Here is a 25402-nt window from a genome sequence, read left to right as displayed (position 1 = left end):
TACTATGCCTTGTCTTGCTTCCATTTCAAGGTAATTTCGTAGTTAGCCTCACCACCTACAGAAGTGAAAATTGCACCCGCAACAGCATTTAACTTAATACCAAATTTCACCTCTACCTCATCGGCAGGTGTATTAAGCTTACTCAGTTTGGTGATAATTGCTGAAGCTACAGGTTGTATTTGATCCAATACTTCATCAAATTTCTTTTTAGCTTCAACTACTATTTGCCCAGCATCTGGTCTGGCAACACGTACAAGAGAATTGCTATTTTCTGGCTCATCAACCTCAGCTAAAAACGTTGTGCCATCTTCTAGAGAAAATTCTGTTATCTGTTTCCGAATCATGGTAAAACCTGTGATTTTCAATTAATAGTTGAATGTGTAAACAATCAAGATATTTTGCCGAAGTTTTTTGGACATAATCTTCAAGGGGTTGTTTTAAAAGTGTTTGGTTGTGCTTTTAAGTACTTCTAGATCCCCCCTAGCCCCCCTTAAAAAGGGGGGAACCGGAATTAAAGTCCCCCTTTTTAAGGGGGATTTAGGGGGATCTGAACTTTTGATACCGATAAGGGAACTTTTAAAACATCCTCTAAATAGCCCGGTGCATATATCAGGTTTGTAGTCTTGCTATAAGCGATTCATCGCTCACTACGAACAATGCTTGCTGCAAACTTTTCTTGGGTCAATTCTAGAAGTTTGTGAAGTTTCTTAATAAACTGACCAACTTTCGGCTGTTTGGGCGTTAAAGCTGTTTGACTCTCATGTAATAGATTTAACAATTAATATATTAATGGTTATATTAGTTATATATGTACTCTAACTTCAATTAGTAATTATACTGAGTTAAACTCTGGCAAGGAAACCAAGGTGTAGTGGAAGCCTAAGAGTTACAAATAGTTTTTAGCCTTGCATTTCCAGTCTTAGCGGGTTTAGTAATACTCTTTGATTAAGGCAAAAGATGCCATTGTATCGGGTTTTTGCAATCTTTATAGCCATCCTGAATCATTGCTGAGAAACAAAGATCCCCGACTTCTTTAAGAAGTCAGGGATCTGGGGGTTGCAATTCTTACAAATCAAATAGGATCGCTACTGAACGACACGATCGCACTGTGAAATTATGTACGTACTGTTCAATAAGCTTGTGTGTAAATGATAAATACTTACAGCATAAGGGTTTCAGCAATCATAATCGAATTAGCGTTAGCGTAGCTCATCGTAGACATCGCTTGCATAAGTAGACACATAAACTATCAATTGGAATGCAAAAATATAGGTGCTGGAAAAAAATAAATTTTTCCAACTTGGCAAACAATCCATCAATTTGGAGAACACTTGGAACAAAAATCAGGACTGAATTTGCAGTATTGACTCCCTGTTAATGAGTACGCTGTACAATAAGGAAAACTCGTAAGTTCAATTTTGGCTATTTGCAATTTTGAACCGTTACGCGACACTCCATTAGGTTTGATTTTATCAGCCAAAAAGATTGCTACAAGCTTAGGAAACGCTATGCAAATAGTAATATTGAGCAGCGTTAGCAGTATAGCGTCTATCAAATTCATAGGTAATCATCTCCTGTGAAAAATAGGCGATTGCTGTTTTGAGGTGCAAACATAATATTATGTGTAGGATTGACCTTCAGTCCATCTATTGCTTGCACTCTATGTAAACTAACTTTAACATAAATTTTTGTAAATATAAACGTGGAATTTCTGGAATTATTATACACAGAAGGGAATGTGGATAATAAGGACGGTTATTGTAGCGGGATAACAAAATAAACTGGAAAAACAATTAATTTACGATATTTAGGTAAGGTGTTATGTCAAAAACCCAAACCGCGTCTTCTTTTTTATCTAACATCAGTGAGCAAGAACGTGAGGCATTAAAGCGGTTGGTAGATTACACAAATGTGGAATCGCTACCAGAAGTTTGGCCTTTGGCATCTCAACGATTTGGTGATATTGTTGCCCTCCGCAGTCCTCACGCTAAACCAGAAATTGTGATTACTTATACACAGTTAGCGGAGCAAATAGTTGTATTTGCTGCTGGGTTACAGGCGTTGGGAGTGAAGCTAGGCGATCGCATTTCCTTAATTTCTGACAACAGTCCCCGGTGGTTTATTGCCGATCAAGGCATAATGGCTGCTGGTGCAGTTGATGCGGTGCGTAGTTCCCAAGCGGAAAAAGAAGAATTGCTGTTTATCATCGCTAATAGCGGCAGTACGGCAATAGTAGTTGAGGATTTAAAGACACTTAAAAAACTACAAGACCGTCTCAACGATTTACCAATTCAGTTTGCGATCTTACTTTCGGATGAAGCACCACCAACGGGCGAAACTCTAAAGGTGCTGAATTTTGCACAGTTGATCGAAATTGGGAAAAATCATAATTTTGTGCCAGTTAAACAAAATCGTGATGCTTTGGCAACACTAATTTATACATCTGGCACTACAGGTAAACCCAAGGGTGTAATGCTGTCTTATAAAAATTTGATGCACCAAGTGATCACCTTTGGCACAGTATTACAACCAAATGCGGGCGACATTGTTCTCAGTATTCTACCTTCGTGGCATAGCTACGAGCGGACTGTTGAATATTACCTACTATCTCAAGGTTGCACGCAAATTTATACCAACTTGCGTTCTGTGAAAGGAGATTTGAGACAATTTAAACCTAATTATATGGTGGGCGTGCCCCGTCTGTGGGAATCGATTTATGAAGGAGTGCAAAAGCAGTTCCGCGAACAACCAGCCAAAAAACAACGCCTAATTAACTTTTTGTTGGGCATTAGCGACAAATATATTAAAGCGCGGCGAGTTGCTCAGGGATTGGATTTAAATAATCTTCATGCTTCACCCATCGAACGATTAGCAGCTAAGATCCAAGCATTGGCTTTATTACCCCTCCACGCCTTGGGAGAACGACTAGTTTATGCCAAGGTGCGAGAAGCCACAGGAGGACACGTCAAGCAGATGATTAGCGGCGGTGGTGCGCTTCCTAGACACATCGATAACTTCTTTGAAATTATTGGTGTGCAGATTTTGCAAGGTTATGGTTTGACAGAAACTTCTCCTGTTACCCATGTACGCCGTCCTTGGCGAAATTTGATTGGTGCATCAGGGCTACCACTCCCCGCTACAGAAGCTAAAATCGTAGATCCTGAGACAAAAGCGCCTTTGCCAATAGAGAAGCGAGGCTTAGTATTGTTGAGGGGGCCGCAAATTATGCAAGGCTATTACCAAAATCCGGAAGCGACAGCGAAAGCAATTGATGCTGAAGGTTGGTTTGATAGCGGCGATTTGGGCTGGTTGACACCACAAGACGACTTAGTGCTGACTGGCAGAGCAAAGGATACGATTGTATTGACTAACGGGGAAAACATCGAGCCGCAGCCGATTGAAGACGCGTGTTTGCGATCGCCCTACATCGATCAGATTATGCTCGTCGGCCAAGATCAGCGCAGCTTGGGAGCCTTGATTGTCCCCAATGTCGAAGCCCTAGAAAAATGGGCGCAGAACGATCCAGCCACTTCTTCACCTAGTCAAAAAATTGACTTGGAGAGTAGAATGATCCAGGATTTATTTCGGCAAGAATTGAATCGAGAAGTGCAAAATCGTCCAGGCTATCGACCGGATGACCGCATTGGGACATTCAAACTCATTCTAGAACCGTTTTCCATCGAAAATGGTTTGATGACACAAACACTAAAAGTTCGCCGACATGTCGTCACGGAACGTTATCGCGATATTATTGACGGCATGTTTGCCTGATAATTCCACCTCCCAACTGTAAAGAGTGAACGTGAAATATTTATGGATGTCTCCAAATCTAATTTGCTTCTGAAACGCGTCGTTAACGTCAAAGTTATTGTGACTCCCCTTTGGAAAGAGGAAGTACAACAGCAGTTACAAACCCAGATCAATCAACTCGATCAGCAACTGCAACAGCTAGACGTAGAAGGACAAAGAGCGATCGCAGCAATTCAAAAGCAGAGTCTGCAACCACCCGGGCCCCAGACCCTCCAACAGATTGACAATATCCAACTCCAAGTCAATCAAAAGAAAAGTGAATTTCTAGAACAAAAAAATCAGTTGCTGCAAAATCTCCAGCAAGTGCAGTTTCTCCAGCAAGATCAGGAAGTCAACCAATTCCAAATGGAAGGCTTTTTCCGGGTAGAGATAGGAGATAACCTGATTAGCAAAATGCAAGTAGAAATCGTTCTGCGCGATGGCGTTGTAGAAGAGATTCGCGGCGACATTTAAATTTGTCATTTGTCATTTGTCCGTTGTCATTTGTTTTGTGACCAATGACTAATGACAAATGTGATTTAACTTTGTGCGGGAGAGGCTCCCAGCCGAACATTCTACCTGGGAGCCAGCCCAAACAATTTGCCAGACTGGAGGAGAACTAATAAATAGCGATCGCCCGAAGGCTGACATCTCAACTCGATATTTAACTGCACTAACGGCATCATCACCCCGCTTGAATTGGGTAATCGTCACTAAAGCCTGATTTCGTTGTGGATAAGCTACCTCTACCTTTCGCGTTCCTTCCACTGCTGGTATGTTGTCAAAGGCATTCAGAGCGAGGGTAGCTGGATCGCTTCCTTGGAGAGATGAGTTGATATTTTCTAAAGGTATGGTTTTATAGTTAGAGCGGTCTGGGTATGCCACAATCTCTTGAGATTGATGTATTGCTCTCACCTGCTGGGTTTGACCATAACTAGTCTCAACAATCGGTGCAGATTGCTGGCGCTGGGTAATATATACTCCAGCGCCAGCAGTGGCAAAGATACTTAGTATCAGAATCAAAAAGAATTTTAGCTTTGCCGACATAAAAGTAAACAGAAATTTCAAATAGGTTTATTACCAATTTTGAATTCTAGATTGAACTGCATCCCATATCCTCTACCTGTGAGTAGCTCTTGTATCTTAAGCATCCGGTATGAGGAAGTATAAATAGCAATCCCATTTAATCTATGAGAAACTCATGGTGGTTTTTGCAAGTCAACGATTAAAACGAGATCGAGATATTGGCTAACCCTTAAGGATTGCTCTGTATTATAGACATCCAATTCATATTTAGGTTCCTGGGGTTAAGAGTTAAGAGTTAGGAACTCTCCCAATACCAATTCCCAATCTAAAATATAAAATCTCCAGCCCAAAACTCTCCCGCCAAGATACAATTCGATCTGATGAAAGCTGTTAAAGTCCATAAACCATTGATTTCCAAACCACCCTATGAGCATTCATGAAGTATTTATGCCGGCGCTGAGTTCCACCATGACGGAAGGCAAAATCGTCTCCTGGGTGAAATCGCCAGGGGACAAAGTGGAAAAAGGCGAAACAGTGGTGGTTGTAGAGTCAGATAAGGCAGATATGGATGTAGAAACCTTTTATGAAGGCTTTCTTGCTCATATCATAGTTGAAGCTGGTGAAACTGCCCCAGTAGGATCTGCGATCGCCTTCATAGCCGAAACTGAAGCTGAAATTGAACAGGCCAAATCTCTTGCCAATTCCTCTGGCGTGGCTGCTACTACTACCTCTGCCCCTGAACCAATCCCCGCCACAGCCTCAGTTGCAACACCTGCCTTAGCGTCTCAAAACGGCTCTAATCACAAAGAAGGCAGACTTGTAGTTTCACCCCGTGCCCGCAAATTAGCCAAAGAACTCAAAGTTGATTTAACTACACTCCAAGGCAGTGGCCCCCACGGTCGCATTGTCGCCGAAGATGTAGAAGCATTGTCCAATAAGGGCAAACAACCCGCCACTCCCCCAGTTGCCCCACCAGCAGCTGTACCAACCAGCGCCCCAGTTCCATCCCCAGCACCTCGCACACCAGCACCCGCGCCAGTGGTAGCTGCTGTTCCTGGTCAAATCGTACCTCTAACTACCTTCCAAAATGCCGTAGTGCGGAACATGGTAGCCACCATATCCGTGCCCGTCTTCCGTGTCGGTTATACAATTACCACTGACGGATTAGACAAACTTTATAAACAAATTAAATCCAAAGGCGTGACAATGACAGCGCTACTGGCGAAAGCTGTAGCAGTGACATTGCAAAAACACCCATTGTTAAATGCTAGCTATTCAGACCAGGGTATTGTTTATCATTCTGATATCAACATTTCCGTAGCCGTAGCGATGGATGATGGCGGATTAATTACACCTGTGTTGCAAAATGCAGATGCAGTGGATATTTATTCTCTATCGCGTACTTGGAAGTCTTTGGTAGAACGTGCCAGAGCAAAACAACTACAACCCCAAGAATACAACAGTGGTACTTTTACCCTATCTAATTTGGGGATGTTTGGCGTAGACAAATTTGATGCGATTTTGCCGCCTGGACAAGGTTCAATTTTAGCGATCGGGGCATCCCGTCCGCAAGTGGTAGCAACACCCGACGGTTTATTTGGCGTGCGGCAACAAATGCAAGTCAATATTACTTCTGACCACCGCATTATTTACGGTGCCCATGCTGCGGCGTTCTTGCAAGATTTAGCAAAATTGATTGAGACAAATCCTCAATCTTTGACAATGTAATTTTGAAAAGACACCAAATTTAAATGTTAGCGCTATGAGCGAACAGCCTTTATCGTAGAGTAGCGCTAACAATAAACAACACGTAAACTTAAATTTTTATGAACAAATCATGTAGCGATATCACGTCTCTACATGAGTTTATGTCCAAACTGATATCACAGTGACATACGATAACACCCTGAAATATCTGGTTGAGCAGTATCCAGAAGATTTTATCCGCTACTTACTTGCATCTGAAGTAACGGACATCCAGATTCTCAAAACAGAATTAAATCAAGAACCAATTCGTGCCGATTCAGTAACCTTTTTGCAAACTGCCAATCAAATACTGCATTTAGAGTTTCAAACCTTACCAGCATCAACTCCACCCTTGCCACTGCGGATGTTGGACTATTAGGTGCGGCTATATCGACAATACAATTGTGATATCGAGCAGGTAGTAATTTTCCTTAAACCCACAACTTCAGAAGCTGTATTTGTAGATCAATTTACTGCCCGCAATACTACCCATCGTTATCGCGTCATCCGAATTTGGGAACAAGACCCAGAGCCTTTATTGTTATCTTCTGGTTTGTTACCTCTGGCAACTTTGGCGCGAACAGATTCTCCTCAAAGCTTACTGCAACAAGTAGCAGTTCAGGTGAGTATGATTGAAGAAGCAGCCACGAAGCAGAGTATCTCGGTATGTACCCAACTTCTAGCAGGGTTGGTCTTCGAGCCAGAACTCATTCGTCAGTTTTTGAGGAGAGAAGATATGAGAGAATCTGCCATTTATCAAGAAATTCTCCAAGAAGGATTGCAAGAAGGTAGACAACGAGGCATTGAACAAGGTCTTGAACAAGGTCTTGAACAAGGAAGACAATCAGAACTCAGGTTAGTGATACGTCTGTTAACTCGTCGGCTTGGTTCAATTAATTCTCAGTTACAATCCCAGTTGCAAGAGTTGTCCCTAGCTCAGTTAGAAAATTTGGGTGAAGTCTTACTAGATTTTGCTAGTGAGGCTGATTTAATGAATTGGCTAAATACAATAGAAAATTAGAGTTTGCTCTAAACCTTTCTACCAGTTACAAAAAAAGTCAGATTTTCATACCAAGCACCTTGCTCTGTTACTTCTGCTTCAATTTTTTGACGATACTCTGCTTTTAATTCTGCCATTTGCTCTGATGAAACCTGTAACAAGGGATTTTCTCTAGGATGAAACCATCCTCCATTCCATTCTTTAGCTTGCTCTAGATTGCAGTAGAAACCTAGTTGTTGGGTCTTCACTTGAATATTTTGAAAACCAGCTTCTGCATTTAAAAAAGAAAAAAGGTGGGACTACCCACCCGACAAATTTATCCTTTAACACAAAGAACTTGCTTTAGTGTTGCTACAACTTCAACTAAATCTGCTTGATTTGCCATTACTTGTTCTATTGGCTTATAAGCACCTGGAATCTCATCTAGTACACCCTCATCTTTGCGACATTCTACACCATTTGTTTGCTCTATCAAATCATCAAGTGTGTAGACATTTTTTGCCTTATTTCTAGACATCAAACGCCCCGCGCCGTGGGAACAAGAACAGAAACTGTGAGCATTACCTTTACCCTTAACAATGAAAGACTTTGCCCCCATCGAACCAGGAATAATCCCATAATCTTCAGTCTGAGCCCGGACTGCACCCTTACGAGTAACGTATACATCCTCGTCAAAATGCACTTCTTTTTCGGCGTAATTGTGATGACAATTAACTTGCAATAAAGGTTTAGTTGCTTTCCCGCCTACCAGATGTTTTTCAACTATGTGCTTAAAACGCGCCATCATCACATCGCGGTTGACACGCGCATAGTTTTGTGACCATTGCAAATCATGCCAATATGCCTGGAATTCTGGCGTACCAGCGACAAAGTGAGCCAAATCAGGGTCAGGTAATTTATTACCTGCCATTTTTGCTAATTCTCTGGCTGTGTGAATATGACACTGGGCGAGTTTATTGCCGATGTTACGCGAACCAGAATGCAGCATCAGCCAAACTTGATTCTCTGTATCAAGGCACACTTCAATAAAGTGATTTCCTCCACCAAGAGAACCCATCTGTTTCATTGCTTTACCTTGTAGGTCTTGCACACCTCGATGCAAGTCTTTAAAATCATCCCAGTGTTGCCAGTTACTGACGGATTTTTCAACGTCTTTATTTTCGTTGAATCCAGTCGGAATTGCTGCTTCAATATCCAAGCGGATTTTCTTCAGTTTTCCTTCTAGTTGTTCGGCGGTAAATGCTGTTTTGATCGCGCTCATACCGCAGTTATGAACAAATACTCCGGCTTTCAGAGCGAAATTATGGTACTCCGGTACTGTTAGACAGTAAACATCCTCTGTGTAATTTAGTAGATTTACTGCTACAACCTTGTGATTGCATTGATGTTCTTTTCTGCGGTGATTGTGGAGTCCAATTGGAGTTTTGACATCTACACCACAAATCTCACAGGTATAGTATCGGTTAGCAATCTCTTGAGATTTTTCTCTCCCTTTTTCACTCTTGTTATATTCAACTAGATATTGTTTACCCCGATTACCATTATCTGCGACTGCATTTTTAAAATGCTCTGGTTGCTGTTCCATGTATTGAAGGATATTCCTAGTTCCCCGTTCAGCATAGTATTGGTATCCTTCTGGAGTTTTTGCTTTTTGAGCAAGGGAAGCAACTCTTTTTTCTTCAAATTCGGCAGAATGCCAGTGTTGGTTACGCTCCACTAGAGAGCGGTGGTAAGCAGAATGATCGCGATTACCCATGAATTGAAGATTTTCTGGTCGATTATCAGATTCATCGAAATTCTGATGATGAATAACTGTTTTCTGTCCCTCAAATCTAGGAACTTTGCCGAGTAACCCAGACCTGGCAATAATCCAGTGTGCTTTTTGCCATCTGCTGGAGTATGGCTGAGTAATCAGGGTGTAGCCATCTTTGTCAGTCTTGGAGTAAAAGGGCATTAAGGAAGTCTCTGCTTGAAGTAACTGAGCTTCTTTATAGGTTCCGTCTCGAAGCATGAATTGGTGATCGGGAGTACAAATAATTTCTTCACCGTTATCCAGAATCACTTTCACGAGTGGAGCATTTCGTCTAGTCAACTTAGCAGTTGCTTGAGCCGCAACGATTTTTCCTGTTGGCGTACAAGCATAAACAATAAACTCTGTACCCCAATCCATTAGGTCTTTAATACGATAAGATTTACCATCCGCTAGAGGAATTAAGGTATCTCCTATGAAGCAACCAATATCTACACCGACAGCAGCAGGGATAATTGCCTCTTTGGTTGCAATTACAGAACCAACTAAAGCACCTTTGCCTAAGTGGACATCTGGCATTAAGGCCACGTGCTTAAACACAAATGGTAATGATGCCACATTTTTTGCCATCTTGGTTTCTTCTGGGCCCAAAGAGTGATTTGCCCAAGATAAAACGGGTGCTGGTGTGGTAATTTCTAACTTTTCGTAGGGCATAATTTATTCTATTTTGAATTTTAAATTTTAGATTTTGGATTAGGTCTATGGTAGTGATAATTTATCTAGTAATTTTTAGGGTTTGTAGTAAGCACTAAATTCATTACTACTAATTTGCTTACCCATAAATTTAAACTTGACATACTACTTAGTTGTAGCAATTTAAATGTTTATTGTCTTTCATTTAACTCGTTCGGTCTTCATGAAGCTGAAAAACTACTTTTAGGGAGTAACATCATTGTAATACAAATGTAAGCCATGTATTTATAAACGTCAAGTCCATACCAGAGAGAGAAAACAGATGTTTCCTAGATATATTAAAATTTGTAAAGAAAATTACTCTGTTTAAATCAGCTTTTAAAGTTCTGACACAATATGGCAGTGCGTCAAGATACAATCTGGGAACGTTTTTTATCTCCTGTAGTGCGTCTTTTGATTGATGAAGACGGGTTACAGCGTTACGCTGATAGTATTGACTGGGAGAAAGAATGCGATCGCTTCCGGCGAGATGATGTCATAATTCCCTCGTACTACAGCAGTCAAAACTTTCACGGGATTACAGGCGGCTATCTTACTTACAATGCAGCAGTTACTTACGATCCGATTACCCAATATGTTCTACCGCCTAATGAAGGTATTGTCCGTCAAGCTTTAGTTGATGCCGTCAAGGTAAAACCACGACGCATACTTGACTTAGGTTGTGGCACAGGTTCCACTACTTTAATGTTAAAACGGGCTTTTCCCGAAGCGGAAGTTATTGGTTTGGATTTATCACCCTATATGCTGGTAAGGGCAGAAGATAAAGCTAGAAATGCTGGTTTAGAGATAGTCTGGCGACACGGAAATGCGGAAAAAACCAGTTTCAGAGATGCAACATTTGACTTAGTGACAGCTTCTTTGCTATTCCACGAAACTCCAAATGAGGTGTCTCTAGCAATTTTGCAGGAAAGCTTTCGGTTGTTAGTAACTGGAGGGCAAGTACTAATTCTAGATGGAAATCAAAAGACTCTGCGGCAGCTAGAATGGCTTAATGATGTTTTTGAAGAGCCATATATTCGTGAGTATGCTGCTGGTAGTACAGAGGCGAATATGGGTGCGGCCGGATTTGAAGCCGTGCGATCGCAGGATGTATGGTGGATAAATCAGGTAACTGGCGGCGTTAAACCGATCGCAACTGAAAATGTCCGTCGTTATACTCCCACATCAGTAGATAATAATGATTTGGAGGGACTTGGATCTCCCGCATTTGGCATAATCGCATGAGTTTAAAGGCAGTTCTCTTTGATTTCAATGGTGTCATCATTAACGATGAGCCAATCCACCTACAACTGATCGACGAGATTCTCATTGAAGAAAATCTCCAACCCCAAAAGGTGAGTGAGCGTCAAGCTTCTCTTGGACGCAGCGATCGCGCTTGTTTTCAGCAACTACTCGCTAATCGTGGTAGAGTCGCTAACGAAAACTACTTAACTCAGTTGTTGTACCGCAAAGCCCAAGCTTATACGGTGGAGTTAGAGAAAATAGAGAAACTGCCTTTATATCCAGGTGTTGAAGACTTAATATATCAGGTGCGATCGCGGAATTTGAAATTAGGATTAGTCAGTGGCGCTATTCGCCAAGAAATAGAATTGGTACTCCATCGTGCCAAACTAGACCAACATTTCAAAATTATCGTTGCAGGCGATGACATAACCACCAGTAAACCAGAACCTGATGGTTATTTACTGGCAGTAAAATGCCTAAATAAAGAATATCCTGAATTAAACCTTCAACCACAAGAGTGTCTGGCAATTGAAGATACCCCCGCAGGTATTGCCGCAGCGAAGCGATCGCAGATGCAAGTTGTTGGTGTAGCGAACACTTACCCATTCCACATGCTTCAGCGCTGCTGTAATTGGACTGTTGATTATCTCAGTGATTTAGAACTGGAACGCGTGCAGAAGATTTATTCTCAAAAAGAGCCTCAGCCATCGGCAACTGAATGTTAGAATACTCTATGGTGATAGTTTGTTGAGTTAATGAGTAATATTACTCTTGACTTAGCAACGATTCAGGGGAATTAGCTCAGTTGGTAGAGCGCTGCGATCGCACCGCAGAGGCCATCGGTTCAAATCCGTTATTCTCCATTTGTACATTCGCAAATTATATGTCGCAATTTGCTAATTAAAGTTAGATAAGAATTGATAAAGGTGCGGTGTGGGAAGAGGGGAGCGTTGGTCGCCTTTTCCCTAACCCCTTTTTTTAATTATTTTGTTCTGCCTGAGTTTGAATAAAGAGGAGATAGTTTGGTATGTTACTTGAACTCAATCAACTAATTGTTAGAGCCGGTCATCAGTTGTTGATTAAAGATATCTCCTGGTCGGTATACAAACGTATTTTGACAGAATTGGGGGACAATCGCAGTTCTAGGATAGGTTACAGTCAAGGAGTGCTGGAAATAATGGCTCCATTACCAGAGCATGAAGTAGCTAAAGTTATTATTGGAGACTTGGTAAAAGTTTTATTAGAAGAACTCGATCTGGAATTTTGGAGTTTGGGATCTACGACTTTTGATAAACAAAGTATGGATGCTGGGGTAGAACCTGATGATTGTTTCTATATCCAAAATGAAGCTAGAATTAGGGGCAAAGATAGAATCAATTTAGAAACTGATCCACCTCCAGATTTGGCTATTGAAATTGATATTACCTCCCGCACTCGTTTCAATAATTATCAAGCGTTGAGAGTACCAGAACTGTGGCGATGGAATGGAAGCAAGTTGGAAATAAACGTGCTGCTCGATGGTAAATATGTAGAATCAAATACCAGTTCTATTTTCCCCAATCTTCCAATTCAGCAAGTGATTCCCGAATATTTGATCCTGAGTAAGACCAATGGAAGGAATGCGACAATGAAAGCATTTCGTGTATGGGCAAGACAGCAAATAGGAGTGATTTAGTTACAATCCAATTGGTATTCCATTGATTCCACTTCTAACGTTGATGGTGAGTCTGGCATTGTCGGCTGGATTGTAGTGTTTGTTGTGAGTCTGTTGGGCTTAGGAACGCTCCCTACCTGGAAATTTGGTAAGGTACAACCGCCGATGCTGGGGTAACTCAATTGACGTTCCCCATCCTGTAGAGGGATGAGAGATTACGGTAATTTAAGATAAAGTCGTCGAAATAGTGTAAATGGAAGCAAGATCGATATCAACCTGCTTCACTTAATTCGCAATGCCGAATATATATATTTTTTGTTTGCCGAACCACTTAGATTACCATCAAACCATTGTGATAGAGCGGGTTGAAGCATAGAGAAAATTGTTATCGAAAAAGACGTTTATTGTTTGAGGAAACCTCCTATGAAAGCGGATTACCTAATTGTAGGCAGTGGTTTATCAGCATTGGTCTTTGGCGCTTTGATGGCAAACTCAGGTAAGACCGTGCAAATACTCGAAGCTCATGAGCATCCGGGCGGCTTTGGTCACACGTTTATGATGGCTAAAAAATACACGTTTAATGCCCAATTCCATTATGTTTGGGATTGCGGTGAAGGACAAACGGTTAATCGGGTACTCAAGAAATTGGGCTTGGATCGGGAAGTGACTTTTGAACGGTACGACCCGGATGGTTTTGACCACATGCGAATGCCGGGGTATGCGTTAGATATGCCTTCGGAATCAGAGGAACTGATCCAGCGATTATCAAAGCTGTTTCCTGAATATAGCGTTGGCGGAGCCTCTCGATCAGAGAATCGCATTCGCCAATTTGTTAACGATGTTGAAAAAACGAGCGCAGGTTTGAAAAGACTTGCTCCTCCAGTTAAGCCAATTGAACTGCTCAAACATCCAGGTGAAGTGTTTTGTACTGTCCAATATCTCAACAGTACACTTCAGGATGTATTCGATAAATTTCAGCTCCCACAAGCCGCCCAAACCCTATTAGCTCTGCAATGGCCTGATTTTTTGCTGCCTCCAAATCAACTCTCGTTTTATGCCTGGGTCGCTTTATTCAAGGGCTATCAAGCAGGTGCATTCTATCCAACCCAGCATTTTGAGCATGTTATCAATTCGTTAGTCAAAGTGATTGAATCAAATGGAGGGCAGGTACTACTAAACCATGAAGTCACGAATTTTAGAGTCATAGACAAAACGGTTACGGGCGTTGAGGCGATGGATTTAAACACCCATCAAACTCATGAATTTACAGGCGACACCGTGATTTGTAACATTGACCCCAAAAAAGCCGCCAAAATGATTGGTGAGTCACATTTTTCTAAAACCGTGCGCCGAAAACTCAACTATGAGTATTCTGCATCCAACTACATGGCTTATTGCGTCGTCAAAGACCTCGACCTGCGAGACTATGGATTTGGCAAGTGGAATCTTTTCCACACTGGTCATCAGGATTTAAATGAAGCCTTTGCTCAGATGTATGAACACAATGATTTTTCCAATCCTAGCTTTGCCATAACAACGCCGACTTTATTGACACAAGCGAGTCGGGATTGTCCAGAGGATTGCCAGATTGTCGAATTCCTTACCGTTGCTAATTACAACTACTTTAAGCAATTGCGACAAAGCGATCGCAAAGCTTACAACCAGAAAAAGCAAGAAATCTTCGATTCTATCCTGGATGTCGTGGAAAAAGAATATATACCGAATTTTAGAAAGCATCTAGTCTTTCATATCACCGGCAGTCCCACCACCAATGAACGTTATTGCTGGTGTCCCAATGGGAATTCCTACGGTTCTAGTCTCACACCGCGCAACATGGGTTTGGGGCGCTTGAATCACGAAACCTCACTCAATCATTTCTATTTCTGCAATGCCTCATCAGGCTATCCGGGCTTTGCTCCCACATTCTGGACTGGGGCGTTGCTGTATCAACGATTATCTGGTGATGTGCTTTTAGGCAATAGCTAAACAGACAACTCGCACATATAGGACTCCTATTTGATTTTTGAACAAGACTCAATACGGATGTATCCTTCTTTTCTTCCCAATTCACAATTCCCAATCCACGCAAGTAAATTCAGGAATCAAACCGGATTCCTATATTATTCATATTCAACAACTGAGAGGTCAGTTATGAGAATTGCAATTATCGGTGGTGGAGGCAGTGGTATGGCTACAGCTTACCTACTTGATAAACAAGGGCATCATGTCACCGTGTTTGAACGGCAGCCGATGTTGGGGGGGCATATTCGGACACTCAACAAGAATGTAAAACCTAACCAATCTGATTGCAATGAAATGTTGGAAAGTGGAGTGCTAGAATTTCCTACCGTATTTCACAGCTTTGTTGCTCTTATGCAAGAGCTAGGAGTGGCACTAGAACCCATCCGTGTCGGTTCAGCTTTATTCCCCCAAAATGGCAGTCCCTTTTTCTCAAAGGTCACGAATGAGAACAACTATACAGGCATCCAACGCCTCATTGAATATCTGCGGTTCGATACCATCCATACCCGTTCCCTTGGATTATGGCTAAAAACGCGATTTGCCCAGATGGAAGATTTTTACAATCAGCCACTGTCTCAATATGTAAACAACCAAAGTATAAGCAATACCTGGCTAAAGTTGCTAACGATGTATAGCTACTCAATGCCCTTTGAACTCATTGATAACTTTCCCGCAGAGATGGGAATTCCGATGTTACGCGACTACCTCGCAGTCAAATGGCTCAGGATTAAAGGCGGTGTATATTCCTATATTGAAAAAATTCTGGAGCGATTTAAAGGGGAAATTTTGTTGAATGTGGAGATTGTTAATATTTCTAGAAGTGCAGATGGTGTGAAAATCCAGCGATCGCAGGGTGAAATCCAGGAGTTTGATAAAGTCGTGTTTGCCACGCCACCCGACCAAGTGATGGCTCTGTTAGCTGACCCAACCGAGGCTGAAATTAAACGCTTCTCAGATTGGAAAGCCAATTATGCAACCACTACAATTCATACTGATACTTCCATGTATGATCATCATCACATTCACCACCCCTCAGAATTTGATTTCTTCCAGACAGATACTCAATGGGGATATAACAGTTATTTGAATCAGCTTTGTGGCATCTCATCGCCACAGCATTATTTTTTATCGTTTCAACTAGAAGGATTGATTGATCCTGCTCACATTATTCACACTCAAGAACATCACACTCCGTTGTATACCACTGAATCTTTTCGATATCGAGACGAAGTAGTTGCCACTAATGGAGAGAACAATACTTACTATGCGGGAGCTTATCTAGGAGACGGATTGCATGAAGGAGCGATCGCGTCTGCCTTTCGAGTTGCCCAACTCATCGGTTCACCCTTAGCTGTCTCCATTTCTGCTTTCAACGACGGAAACCCAGACACAGTAAATATAGCGGCGGATACGGCGGGCATTGGAAAATATTTAACTCATCCCCGTTCCCATCGGTCTTGAGATTGTAATTCTAAACCAATACGCTTGGGTTAAGGGCCACTGGCAAAAATTTTGGGTTTTTGAGACGCGATAAATCGCCGTCTCTACAAGTGTTTTGGTTTTATCTGAACTGTATTGAGTTATGTGATATTGACTACTGCGATCGTTTCTATGGTTTAAAAAAGAACAAACTTATGGTTCTGTTGAATAATTTCATTCAATGCAGCCATATCAATTAAAAATGCGTCATGTCCGTGGGTTGACTTTAACCACGACAGTTGAGCATTAGGGATTAAATTTGCTAATTCTTGTTGTTCTACTGGTGGATAGAGAATATCAGAATCAATGGCGACAACTAGAGTTGGTTGCTGGATGCTTCCCAGAACAGATTCATAATCTGATAAATTAGGAGTTGTGCGATCGCGTGCAATATCGTGGTCATCCATTGCATGGGTGAGGGTAATATAAGTATTGGCATCAAATCGTTCTGTCAGCTTTTGACCTTGATGCTGTAAGTAACTGGCTATAGCAAACTTCTCAGAGGGATCATACTGCCGTCCAAAGCGGGTTGTAAAACTATCCCAAGAACGGTAAGTAGACATCGCCATCATTCTCGCCACTGCTAGTCCTTGGTTTGGAGGCGTATCCAGGGTGTAGTTTCCTCCTTGCCAATTTGGATCGGCATAAATTGCCTGTCTTTGGGCTTCACTTAATCCAATACACCAAGCGGAATGTCTGCCAGAAACAGCGATAGGTGCAATACCTTTCACCTTGTCGGGATATAATAATGCCCACTCCAGTGATTGCATTCCACCGAGCGAACCACCAATTACGAACCGCAGAGATTGAACACCCAGATATTCTAGTAGTACAGCTTGTAGGCGAACCATATCTCGGATTGTAATTTTAGGGAAGGATACACCATAAGGCTTTCTGGTTGTTGGGTTGATAGTAGTTGGCCCTGTTGTACCGTAACAACTTCCCAAAATGTTGCTGCACACAATAAAATTGCGATCTGGATTGAAGGCTTTCCCTGAACCAAACAAAGGTTCCCACCAATCATCAGCATCAGCCGAACCAGTTAAGGCATGACAAATTAGTACCCCATTATCGCCTTGAGCATTTAACTCTCCCCAGCTGCGATAAGCAATCTGAACCCCAATTAATACTTCGCCGCTTTCAAGTTGAAATGGCACTGTAAGCTGGTAAAACTGGGTTTGTGGTGAGATGAAATCTGAGTAGATCATATTGTATGAAGTGGGGAGATGGGAGGTAGGGGAGACAAGGGGACAAGGGGATAAGAGGGAATGGCACTAAGTTAATCGCAAAGCCCTGATATAACTTGCTTTTTGAGTGTGGGGAGTGTGGGGAGTGTGGGGGTAAGACTTCTTCCCCGTCCTCCCACACCTCCCACACCTCCCACACCCTGCCCTGACCAGATTTCAGCTTTTCTTAGTGCCATTCGGGACAAGAGGTGAGAACTTAAAACAAGTCTTTCCCCTTGTCCCCAATTCTCCTTGTCCCCAAGTCCTCTTGCCCATGCCAAATTAAGAATTAAATCTTAACTTGCCCGAATGCCTGCTGAAAATCCTCTTTAATATCGTCAATATGTTCAATTCCCACTGATACGCGCACCAAATCGGGTGTCACACCTGCTGAAAGCTGTTCTTCATCACTTAGCTGTTGATGAGTTGTGGAAGCGGGATGAATCACGAGGGTTTTAGCATCACCAACATTTGCTAAATGACTCGCCAATTTCACATGATTAATAAAAGCTTTACCTGCCTCCAATCCGCCTTTGATGCCAAAGTTTAAAACTCCCCCAAAGCCATGCCGGAGATATTTTTTCGCTCGTTCATGATATGGGTGATTAGGAAGTCCGGGATAATTAACCCATAATACTTGCTCTTGCTGCTCTAACCACCGAGCCAATTCTAAGGCATTGCTGACATGACGATCTACACGTAAAGAAAGAGTCTCTAATCCTTGCAGTAAAAGAAAGGCGTTAAATGGACTCAAAGACGGGCCAAAATCCCGTAACCCCTCGACTCTAGCGCGGATAATAAAAGCAATGTTGCCAAAGGAACCGCTAGTCCCAAACACTTCTTGGAAATTCAGCCCATGATAGCCGGGTGCTGGCTCAGTAAATAGGGGAAACTTGCCGTTACCCCAGTCAAATTTACCCGAATCGACTATTACGCCACCAATGGAAGTACCATGCCCACCAATCCATTTAGTTGCAGATTCCACTACAATGTCTGCACCATGTTCAATGGGTCGAGCTAAATATCCACCAGCACCGAAGGTATTATCCACAATTAAAGGTATGCCGTTTTCGTGGGCAATGTGAGCTAATGCGGCAAAGTCGGGAATGTTGAATTGAGGATTGCCAATAGTTTCAACGTATAACGCTTTGGTGCGATCATCGATCGCCTGACGGAAACTTTCTGGATCGTCTCCCTCGACAAACTTGACGTTAATACCTAAACGTGGTAGTGATACTTTAAACTGGTTATATGTTCCTCCATACAAAAAACTAGTGGAAACGATATTATCCCCAGCCTGAGCGATCGTAGTGATTGCCAAGAATTGCGCCGCCTGACCACTAGCTGTTGCTAATGCTGCGACACCCCCTTCTAGTGCCGCAATCCGCTTTTCAAATACATCCGTCGTCGGGTTCATGATTCGGGTGTAAATGTTACCAAATTCCTGGAGAGCAAATAACCGCGCTCCGTGTTCGGTGTCGTCAAAAACGTAGGAAGTCGTTTGGTAAATTGGTACAGCACGGGCATTAGTTCCAGGAGCCGGCTCTTGTCCAGCATGAACTTGCAGAGTTTCAAAACGATATTGTTCAGACATCAGCAGTTATTTTGGTTTCCAATTATATAAATAAGTAATGTGCTATTTGAGCGTTGGGTTAGATTAATCAACGGTAATTCTTAAGGCTTACCGTATTTTACAGTTATTTTTAGTAAATTAAATCATAGTGTAAGGGCGCACAGTTGTGCGCCCCTATCGGTGATTTTTGGCTGATCGAGGTAAGTTATAGAACCAACATTGAACGAGGATTAATCATCCCTGCCTCTTGAATCGTTGAAAAAGCAGTTTCCCCGATGATGCGATGAGCCGCAGCCGTTGGATGAATGCCATCCCAGAACAAAAACTGGTCTGGGTTACTACAGGTGCGATCGCCAGATAGACATGGACTGATGACATTGGTAAAGTTAAAGGCTGCCGGATTTGCGTTGGCGTAGCCCGTCGCAGACATCGCATCTCGATATAGCGCGTTAGCATCTAATTGCACAATCTCCAGATCGGAATGCTGTTGACTTAGTACTTTTAGCGATCGCCTCAAGCCTTGATTATGTGCTTGTGTTAATCCACTGAGGCTTACAGAATTTGTACTGTTTCTAGTGGCAGGTAACTGTCCTAAATCTGGTAAATTTCCTACCAGAATCTTCTTAGCACCCACATCAGTTAGAGAATTGATTGCCGTTGTCACATTTTTAACAGGAATAGTTGCACTGCTTACTCCTTGCAAATAATCATTTGCTCCTGCCCACAGCACATACAAAGCATCTGGATTCGTCTGTTGATGTGTCTGCGTAAACGATTGCACTTGATTTAGCACGCTAGGTACATAGTTGTTGTCAACATTGCCAGTAGTTGCTCCTCCATAAGCAAAATTGTGAGTTTGTTTAGAGGAAAGATGGAGGCTTTCGGCAAGATACTCAATCCAAACCCGACCATTCGAGTAACGCCCCTGAAAGTAAGTTGGATTAGGTGGGTACATTCCTCCTGTCGCCCGGAATACCATCCCTGTATCCGAAAGACTGTCTCCAAATACATAAAGTTCTGAGATGGGATGAGTTTTATCCATAAATTTTGCCGCTACAACCATAATAAAAATAAGGAGAGCAAGTCCTGTTCTTAAAAGCCACTTTTTTCTTTGCATTAAACTTTTCTGCAAACCCTAAAGACTACAGATGTTGATGATTATTTTGTGATTAAAGATTGAGCTTGCAATTGAACACTTCTCTAACTTAACAAGCTAGCTAGAGGGCTAGTGAGCAAAACCGGATACTTTCAGGTGTGGATTTTGCCAATTGTTTTAATGCCACGCTGTTCTGTTTTGCCCACAATGCGTAGGCGTAGCCCGCACTTCTCTACGAGACGCTGCGCGTAGCTTGCTTCCACGAAGTGGTACGAAAAGGCTCAGTGACCATCGTAGACATCGCAATGAAAAATCTGTCAAATTACTTATGGTTGCATAAAGGCGATCGCCTGCTTGAAGAGTCGGCAAATCTGGAAAACTAATTGCTGCAATGCTTATAGAAACTCAAGACGCGAGTTAAAAAATTGCATAAATATTCAACTCGCCTCCGTTAAGTACTAGAAAATTACAATCGTTCTGTTATATATCTCGACTTAACGGAATTTTTATCACTCAATTGCTTCACCCTTTTGGGTGAGTCAGATATCAACCGATCAGATGACCTGAATGAAGGAAGCTGAGATTAATAATAAAGAAGATTCTATTACTAAAGAACAGCGATCGCATTTTACCTAAGAATAACCTTATGAAACTCCTTACTTTAATAAATTCTGCACTTATTTTTGCTTCTATTACCCTTGTATCTGGAATCGCTGTCGCTCAAACAGCTACTAACAATAATACTGAAACAATTGCTATTAACTCTAACAACTTACCTGGTAACTCTATTACTGTAAATTACCTCCAACCTTTCAATCTAGTTACTTTTGCGTATCAGGGAGGTTTGAAGCAGCACGGCATTCCTAGTGGAGAGATGCTAGTATTTGAAACTCAGAAGAGAAATATTATTGCAAACGATTTGGTGAAAGCTGCTGTTAATGCAGATAAATTACCATCAAAAGCTTTAAATGACCAAAATTATCTAAGTGCTGTTAATTCACAACTCAACGCATTGCCTGATTATGCTGCTGCGGATTGATTGGTTTTTCTTATATTTTTTCTAAAGCCAAATTTGTGAGTATACTATACTCGTGTGCTTCTTACCAAATATAAATAAAAGTATTTTATACACAGCGATCGCTGGTGTATAAAACAAAGTTACATATTGAAGAACAATTCCTAGATTTTGACAGAACTTGTACTTATAAGTTCTGTTATTGTGTGTTGAAGGCACAGAAAATTGTATAATCAACAACCTATCAAGCAAAAATTTCGTTTTCTATAGAGAATGACAGAAGTAATTAGAACAGGGAGCCTAAATAACATCGAGTCCATTGAGTTTGAAAAGCGGTGCTTGCACAAAGCCAGAGAAATAGGCGATCGCAACAGTGAAGTCATTTGTTTAGCAAGTTTGGGCAATGCTTATCAGTCCATTGGGGAGTACCACCTGGCAATTGAGTTTTATCAGCAGTGGTTGGATATAGCGAAAGAAATAGGCGATCGCTTCGGAGAAGCCAAATCTTTGTCTGGATTGGGTAACGCTTACCAATCACTGGGGAAATACCAGCGAGCAATCGAATTTTATCACCAGTGGTTGAGTATCACCAGGAAAATAGGCGATCGCACTGGAGAAGCCATTTGTCTAGGAAGCTTAGGCAATACTTATGAATACCTGGGCAAGTACGACCAAGCGATTGAGTTTTATCAGCAGTGGTTGAGTATTACCAGGAAAACAGGCGATCGCACTGGAGAAGCCATTTGTCTAGGAAGTTTGGGCAATACTTATGAATCATTGGGGCAGTACCAACTGGCAATTGAGTTTTACCACCAATGGTTAGAAGTGACAAGATTAATTAGCGATCGCAATAGTGAAGGCATGGCCTTAAGTGGATTGGGAAGTGCTTATAATGCTCTGGGACAATACCAAAGAGCGGTTGAGTTTCATCAATATTCATTAGAGATTAGAAGGAATCTTGATGACCAAAATGCAGAAGCAAACTCCTGGTTTAATTTGGGTTTAGTGCTAGAAAAAATCAACCGTGAATCAGAAGCGATGAATGCCTTTTGCAATGCTCGCGGGATTTATCACGCAATGGGAATTGATGCAAGCCTGCAAGATTGTAACCATGCGATTGAGCATCTTTCTCAAAATGTTTCAATCATAGCATCTCGCTTCTGGTTTGGGAGATGGTTCAGTCATTTGTCGCACTTAATCAAAACTGATTCTAACCAGTAAATCTTCTACCACTGATTCAGATAATATAAGGATATTTTAAAAGCTTTTGACCATTTTAATCGCTAAAGATAGATTAAAATCCACTTTTAAAACATCCTCTGAATCCAGTGAGATAATATCAAGAAGATGGATATTTATTAAATACCGCAACTGACTTATTGCCATCAAAGGCAAACACCGTAAACGGGTCTTTTCGATTTCCCATCTCCATCCCAGGAGTGCCTACAGGCATTTGGGGAACAGATAAACCAACAACATTTGGCTTTTCTTGAAGCAAACGTTTGATGTCGTTTGCTGGAACGTGTCCTTCTATGACATATCCATTAACAATTGCTGTGTGGCAAGATGATAAGTTATCTGGCACGTTGTACTTTTGTTTAACCGTTTCGATGTCAGGCGTGGAAAAGTCTGTGATTTCAAAACCTTGTGTCTTTAAGTGGTCAATCCACCCACCACAACAATTACATTCGGGACTATGATATACAGTAGCATTTAGCGGTGTTGATTTTGATGGTGTCTGTTTGTCCTGAATACGCTTAGTGGTACTTACTAGTTGAGCATTAGCTGTCACAGAATCAGGAAAAAGAGCTTGAGCATTACTTGTAGAAGCAGTGCTTCCCAAAATGCCTAACACCCCTACTGTGAGACAAATTGTTACTACAATACGTACCACGATGGGAAGTAACCATTTTTGCCAGCAATAAATAAATTCTTTGTGCGACATCTGAGACTTCCTGATTACAACATTGCATAAATTTGTTGTAACAAATTCTCTTCAAAAAGACTCTGCCTACCTTTGCTTTGTGCTTTGTTTGCGTCCCTCTACGTTTAAAACACTACAAATTTAGCCAATGCATCGCTCGACAATGCTATTGCATTGCCTAAAAATGCCAATGCGTCGCTCGACAATGCCAATGCATCACCTTACAATGTCATTGCATCGCCTGACAATGCCAATGCGTTGCCTTACAATACCATTGCATCGCCTGACAATGGCATTGCATTGCCTGATAATGCCATTGCATCCTTCTGCATTTAAAAAGGTAAAGTTACGATTTTACCCCTACTACGTCTTAGAGGTTGCTTGAAAAGTGTTTAGCTGTGACTTTAGGCACTTTGAGATCCCCCTAACCACCCCTAAAAAGCTACGGTGTACACACAAGTCTGGAGTAGTTTACGAATCTGGTTTTTACCCCACCCTAATCCTCCCCTTGTAAAGCTACGGTGTACACACAAGTCCAAGTAAAGTAATAAGGGAAGGAGTTGTGGGGAGTAAAAGGCGATGGAAAATCCAATCAGAATACACGCGCAAGCAGTAGAGGGAAAAGCATTTGGAGACCCAAGACTGATAAAAAGGGGGCAGCATTGTACGAAGCTTTGGGAAAACATCAATCAGTCAGCATTCGACAAATAAGTAAAAATAGAGCCGAACAAATAGGATACTATCGGTTTTTGGAGAATAAGAGTGTGACAGTAGGGGAATTAGTGCGAAGCCTATCAGATCACTGCGTATCTCATGTAGAAGGAAAGCATATATTAGCTATCAGTGATACCAGCGAAATTAACTTGCAGTCTCATGTAGGCAGGTTGGAAGCTTTGGGTCTAGGTGTAGTAGGAAACAATAGGGATATAGGATTTTATATTCATCCCACACTAGTATTAGATGCAGCAAATGGATTTCCCTTGGGGATAAGTACAGTAAAACTGTGGACTAGAGATATCAACCATCAAGATAAACATGAACGAAACTATAGCCAATTGCCAATAGAGGAGAAAGAATCATACAAATGGCTGCGTTCAGCTTATGAAACTCAACAGTGCATCAATGTTGGTGAAGCCAAAATGATTACCCATATCGGCGACCGAGAAAGTGATATGTATGAGGAATTTGTGACAGTCGCAAATCAAGACAATCATGTATTGGTCAGAGCGCGCATTGACCGTCGCCTGGTGGGAAAGACCTCATCATTTTATACATACTTAAACCAACAGCCGAGCGAGGGGACTTACACAGTAGATGTCCCAGCAGATGCACGCACTAGTAGAACCGCAAGAGAGGCATTATTAATTGTTCGCCGTGCAATGGTGAAAATTCAACGTCCAGATAAATTGAATGGACAAGATTATCCTCCGAGTGTGACACTTTATGCCGTGGAAGCCGTGGAGGTCAACCCACCACCAGGTCAAGCACCGATTCATTGGCGATTGCTCACCACCCACCAAGTTGTTTGTTTAGAACAAGCTTTACAGGTGATTCGATGGTACACCTGGCGATGGCGAATTGAACAACTTTTTGCCACCCTCAAAACTGCTGGTTTAAATCTCGAAGCTACCCAATTAGAATCGATTGCTGCCATTCAACGACTGACTGTATTAGCTTTGTCAGTCGCCGTGCGAATTTTACAACTGATTCAGGGACGGGATAACCCTAATTTACCTGCTACTGTTGCTTTTTCACACGAGCAACAGCATTGCTTGTCTAGCATTTCACCAACTTTAGAGGGGAAAACTCAATTGCAACAAAATCCCTATCTTCCTTCCTCTCTTCCTTGGGCTACTTGGATTATTGCTCGGCTTGGTGGTTGGTCTGGTTACAAGTCTCAAAAACCTCCCGGTATTACTACTTTGGTTCGCGGTCTTGAGCAATTTGAATCCACCTTTTTTGGGTGGAAACTCGCTCTGGGCAAACTTGTGTGTACACCGTAGCCTTGTAAAGGGGAGGGAACTAGATTTCCGGCTTCCCCCCTTTCCAAGGGGGGATTGAGGGGGGTAATTCGACTTGTGTGTACACCGTAGCCTTTTTAAGGGGGAAACTTGGAATCAAAGTC

At 42.0% G+C, this 25402-nt stretch carries 19 protein-coding genes, 1 tRNA gene and 4 pseudogenes; 13 read left to right on the top strand and 11 right to left on the bottom strand.

Annotated features, from left to right (window positions below):
• Positions 1 to 2 precede the first annotated feature (2 nt).
• On the bottom strand, positions 3 to 344 hold the full coding sequence (locus tag GJB62_RS07035; RefSeq protein WP_114084016.1) for a CU044_2847 family protein: 342 nt from the start codon (positions 342 to 344) through the stop codon (positions 3 to 5).
• A 1477-nt stretch (positions 345 to 1821) separates the two neighbouring features.
• Between GJB62_RS07035 and GJB62_RS07030 the strand changes: the two genes are divergently transcribed.
• Positions 1822 to 3771 carry a long-chain fatty acid--CoA ligase gene (locus GJB62_RS07030; protein WP_114083990.1) on the top strand — a complete coding sequence of 650 codons (1950 nt, stop codon included), beginning with the start codon at positions 1822 to 1824 and terminating at the stop codon, positions 3769 to 3771.
• A 42-nt stretch (positions 3772 to 3813) separates the two neighbouring features.
• Positions 3814 to 4263, top strand: a complete 450-nt coding sequence (locus GJB62_RS07025; protein WP_012412623.1) for a YlqD family protein — start codon at positions 3814 to 3816, stop codon at positions 4261 to 4263.
• A 48-nt stretch (positions 4264 to 4311) separates the two neighbouring features.
• On the opposite strand, the gene GJB62_RS07020 is transcribed toward GJB62_RS07025, so the two are convergent.
• A complete protein-coding gene (locus GJB62_RS07020; protein ID WP_114083989.1) occupies positions 4312 to 4836 on the bottom strand; it encodes a hypothetical protein in 525 nt (174 codons plus the stop codon).
• A 405-nt stretch (positions 4837 to 5241) separates the two neighbouring features.
• Here GJB62_RS07020 and GJB62_RS07015 point away from each other — a divergent pair, with 405 nt between their 5' ends.
• Complete coding sequence (locus tag GJB62_RS07015) at positions 5242 to 6543, top strand: dihydrolipoamide acetyltransferase family protein (RefSeq protein ID WP_114083988.1); 1302 nt, start codon at positions 5242 to 5244, stop codon at positions 6541 to 6543.
• A 160-nt stretch (positions 6544 to 6703) separates the two neighbouring features.
• A pseudogene (locus GJB62_RS07010) lies at positions 6704 to 7582 on the top strand (DUF4351 domain-containing protein).
• An 8-nt stretch (positions 7583 to 7590) separates the two neighbouring features.
• Here GJB62_RS07010 and GJB62_RS07005 read toward each other — a convergent pair.
• From GJB62_RS07005 to GJB62_RS38165, 4 genes and pseudogenes are all read right to left on the bottom strand, one after another.
• Positions 7591 to 7809 carry a hypothetical protein gene (locus tag GJB62_RS07005; RefSeq protein ID WP_245246111.1) on the bottom strand — a complete coding sequence of 73 codons (219 nt, stop codon included), beginning with the start codon at positions 7807 to 7809 and terminating at the stop codon, positions 7591 to 7593.
• Positions 7810 to 7877: 68 nt separating this feature from the next.
• A pseudogene (locus GJB62_RS38175) lies at positions 7878 to 8828 on the bottom strand (RtcB family protein); the annotation flags it as partial.
• Between the two features lie 30 nt (positions 8829 to 8858).
• Positions 8859 to 9743: pseudogene (locus tag GJB62_RS38170) on the bottom strand (RNA-splicing ligase RtcB); the annotation flags it as partial.
• 48 nt (positions 9744 to 9791) lie between these two features.
• Positions 9792 to 10025: pseudogene (locus tag GJB62_RS38165) on the bottom strand (RtcB family protein); the annotation flags it as partial.
• Positions 10026 to 10400: 375 nt separating this feature from the next.
• On the opposite strand from GJB62_RS38165, the gene GJB62_RS06995 reads away from it, so the two are divergent.
• The 6 genes from GJB62_RS06995 to GJB62_RS06970 all read left to right on the top strand — a co-directional run bounded on the left by GJB62_RS06995 (position 10401) and on the right by GJB62_RS06970 (position 16425).
• Complete coding sequence (locus GJB62_RS06995) at positions 10401 to 11288, top strand: class I SAM-dependent methyltransferase (protein WP_114083986.1); 888 nt, start codon at positions 10401 to 10403, stop codon at positions 11286 to 11288.
• Positions 11285 to 12013, top strand: a complete 729-nt coding sequence (locus tag GJB62_RS06990; protein WP_114083985.1) for an HAD family phosphatase — start codon at positions 11285 to 11287, stop codon at positions 12011 to 12013. Before GJB62_RS06995 ends, GJB62_RS06990 begins: the two co-directional genes overlap by 4 nt.
• Before the next feature lie 65 nt (positions 12014 to 12078).
• Positions 12079 to 12151 (top strand) — tRNA-Ala (locus GJB62_RS06985).
• Positions 12152 to 12315: 164 nt separating this feature from the next.
• Complete coding sequence (locus tag GJB62_RS06980) at positions 12316 to 12963, top strand: Uma2 family endonuclease (protein ID WP_114083984.1); 648 nt, start codon at positions 12316 to 12318, stop codon at positions 12961 to 12963.
• 402 nt (positions 12964 to 13365) lie between these two features.
• Positions 13366 to 14928, top strand: coding sequence for an NAD(P)/FAD-dependent oxidoreductase (locus tag GJB62_RS06975; RefSeq protein ID WP_114083983.1), 1563 nt, complete (start codon positions 13366 to 13368; stop codon positions 14926 to 14928).
• Positions 14929 to 15093: 165 nt separating this feature from the next.
• On the top strand, positions 15094 to 16425 hold the full coding sequence (locus GJB62_RS06970) for an FAD-dependent oxidoreductase (RefSeq protein WP_114083982.1): 1332 nt from the start codon (positions 15094 to 15096) through the stop codon (positions 16423 to 16425).
• Between the two features lie 155 nt (positions 16426 to 16580).
• On the opposite strand, the gene metX is transcribed toward GJB62_RS06970, so the two are convergent.
• The 4 genes from metX to GJB62_RS06950 all read right to left on the bottom strand — a co-directional run bounded on the left by metX (position 16581) and on the right by GJB62_RS06950 (position 20284).
• Positions 16581 to 17651 carry a homoserine O-acetyltransferase gene (gene metX, locus GJB62_RS06965; RefSeq protein WP_114083981.1) on the bottom strand — a complete coding sequence of 357 codons (1071 nt, stop codon included), beginning with the start codon at positions 17649 to 17651 and terminating at the stop codon, positions 16581 to 16583.
• Positions 17652 to 17722: 71 nt separating this feature from the next.
• Positions 17723 to 17866 carry a hypothetical protein gene (locus GJB62_RS06960; protein WP_159402467.1) on the bottom strand — a complete coding sequence of 48 codons (144 nt, stop codon included), beginning with the start codon at positions 17864 to 17866 and terminating at the stop codon, positions 17723 to 17725.
• Positions 17867 to 17958: 92 nt separating this feature from the next.
• Positions 17959 to 19263, bottom strand: a complete 1305-nt coding sequence (locus GJB62_RS06955) for an O-acetylhomoserine aminocarboxypropyltransferase/cysteine synthase (protein ID WP_114083979.1) — start codon at positions 19261 to 19263, stop codon at positions 17959 to 17961.
• A gap of 184 nt (positions 19264 to 19447) precedes the next feature.
• On the bottom strand, positions 19448 to 20284 hold the full coding sequence (locus tag GJB62_RS06950; protein ID WP_245246110.1) for an SGNH/GDSL hydrolase family protein: 837 nt from the start codon (positions 20282 to 20284) through the stop codon (positions 19448 to 19450).
• A gap of 700 nt (positions 20285 to 20984) precedes the next feature.
• Between GJB62_RS06950 and GJB62_RS06945 the strand changes: the two genes are divergently transcribed.
• Together GJB62_RS06945 and GJB62_RS06940 are read left to right on the top strand one after the other, a co-directional pair.
• Positions 20985 to 21377, top strand: a complete 393-nt coding sequence (locus GJB62_RS06945; protein WP_114083977.1) for a hypothetical protein — start codon at positions 20985 to 20987, stop codon at positions 21375 to 21377.
• Positions 21378 to 21626: 249 nt separating this feature from the next.
• On the top strand, positions 21627 to 22574 hold the full coding sequence (locus tag GJB62_RS06940; protein WP_114083976.1) for a tetratricopeptide repeat protein: 948 nt from the start codon (positions 21627 to 21629) through the stop codon (positions 22572 to 22574).
• Positions 22575 to 22692: 118 nt separating this feature from the next.
• Here GJB62_RS06940 and GJB62_RS06935 read toward each other — a convergent pair whose 3' ends face one another.
• Positions 22693 to 23298: a DUF411 domain-containing protein gene (locus GJB62_RS06935; protein WP_114083975.1), complete on the bottom strand. Its 606-nt coding sequence runs from the start codon at positions 23296 to 23298 to the stop codon at positions 22693 to 22695.
• A gap of 653 nt (positions 23299 to 23951) precedes the next feature.
• Here GJB62_RS06935 and GJB62_RS06925 point away from each other — a divergent pair.
• Positions 23952 to 25280 carry an IS4 family transposase gene (locus tag GJB62_RS06925; RefSeq protein WP_159402616.1) on the top strand — a complete coding sequence of 443 codons (1329 nt, stop codon included), beginning with the start codon at positions 23952 to 23954 and terminating at the stop codon, positions 25278 to 25280.
• Positions 25281 to 25402 lie beyond the last annotated feature (122 nt).

This window comes from Nostoc sp. ATCC 53789 (genome assembly GCF_009873495.1).
Lineage (GTDB): Bacteria > Cyanobacteriota > Cyanobacteriia > Cyanobacteriales > Nostocaceae > Nostoc > Nostoc muscorum_A.
This window is presented reverse-complemented; position numbering and strand designations above follow the sequence as displayed.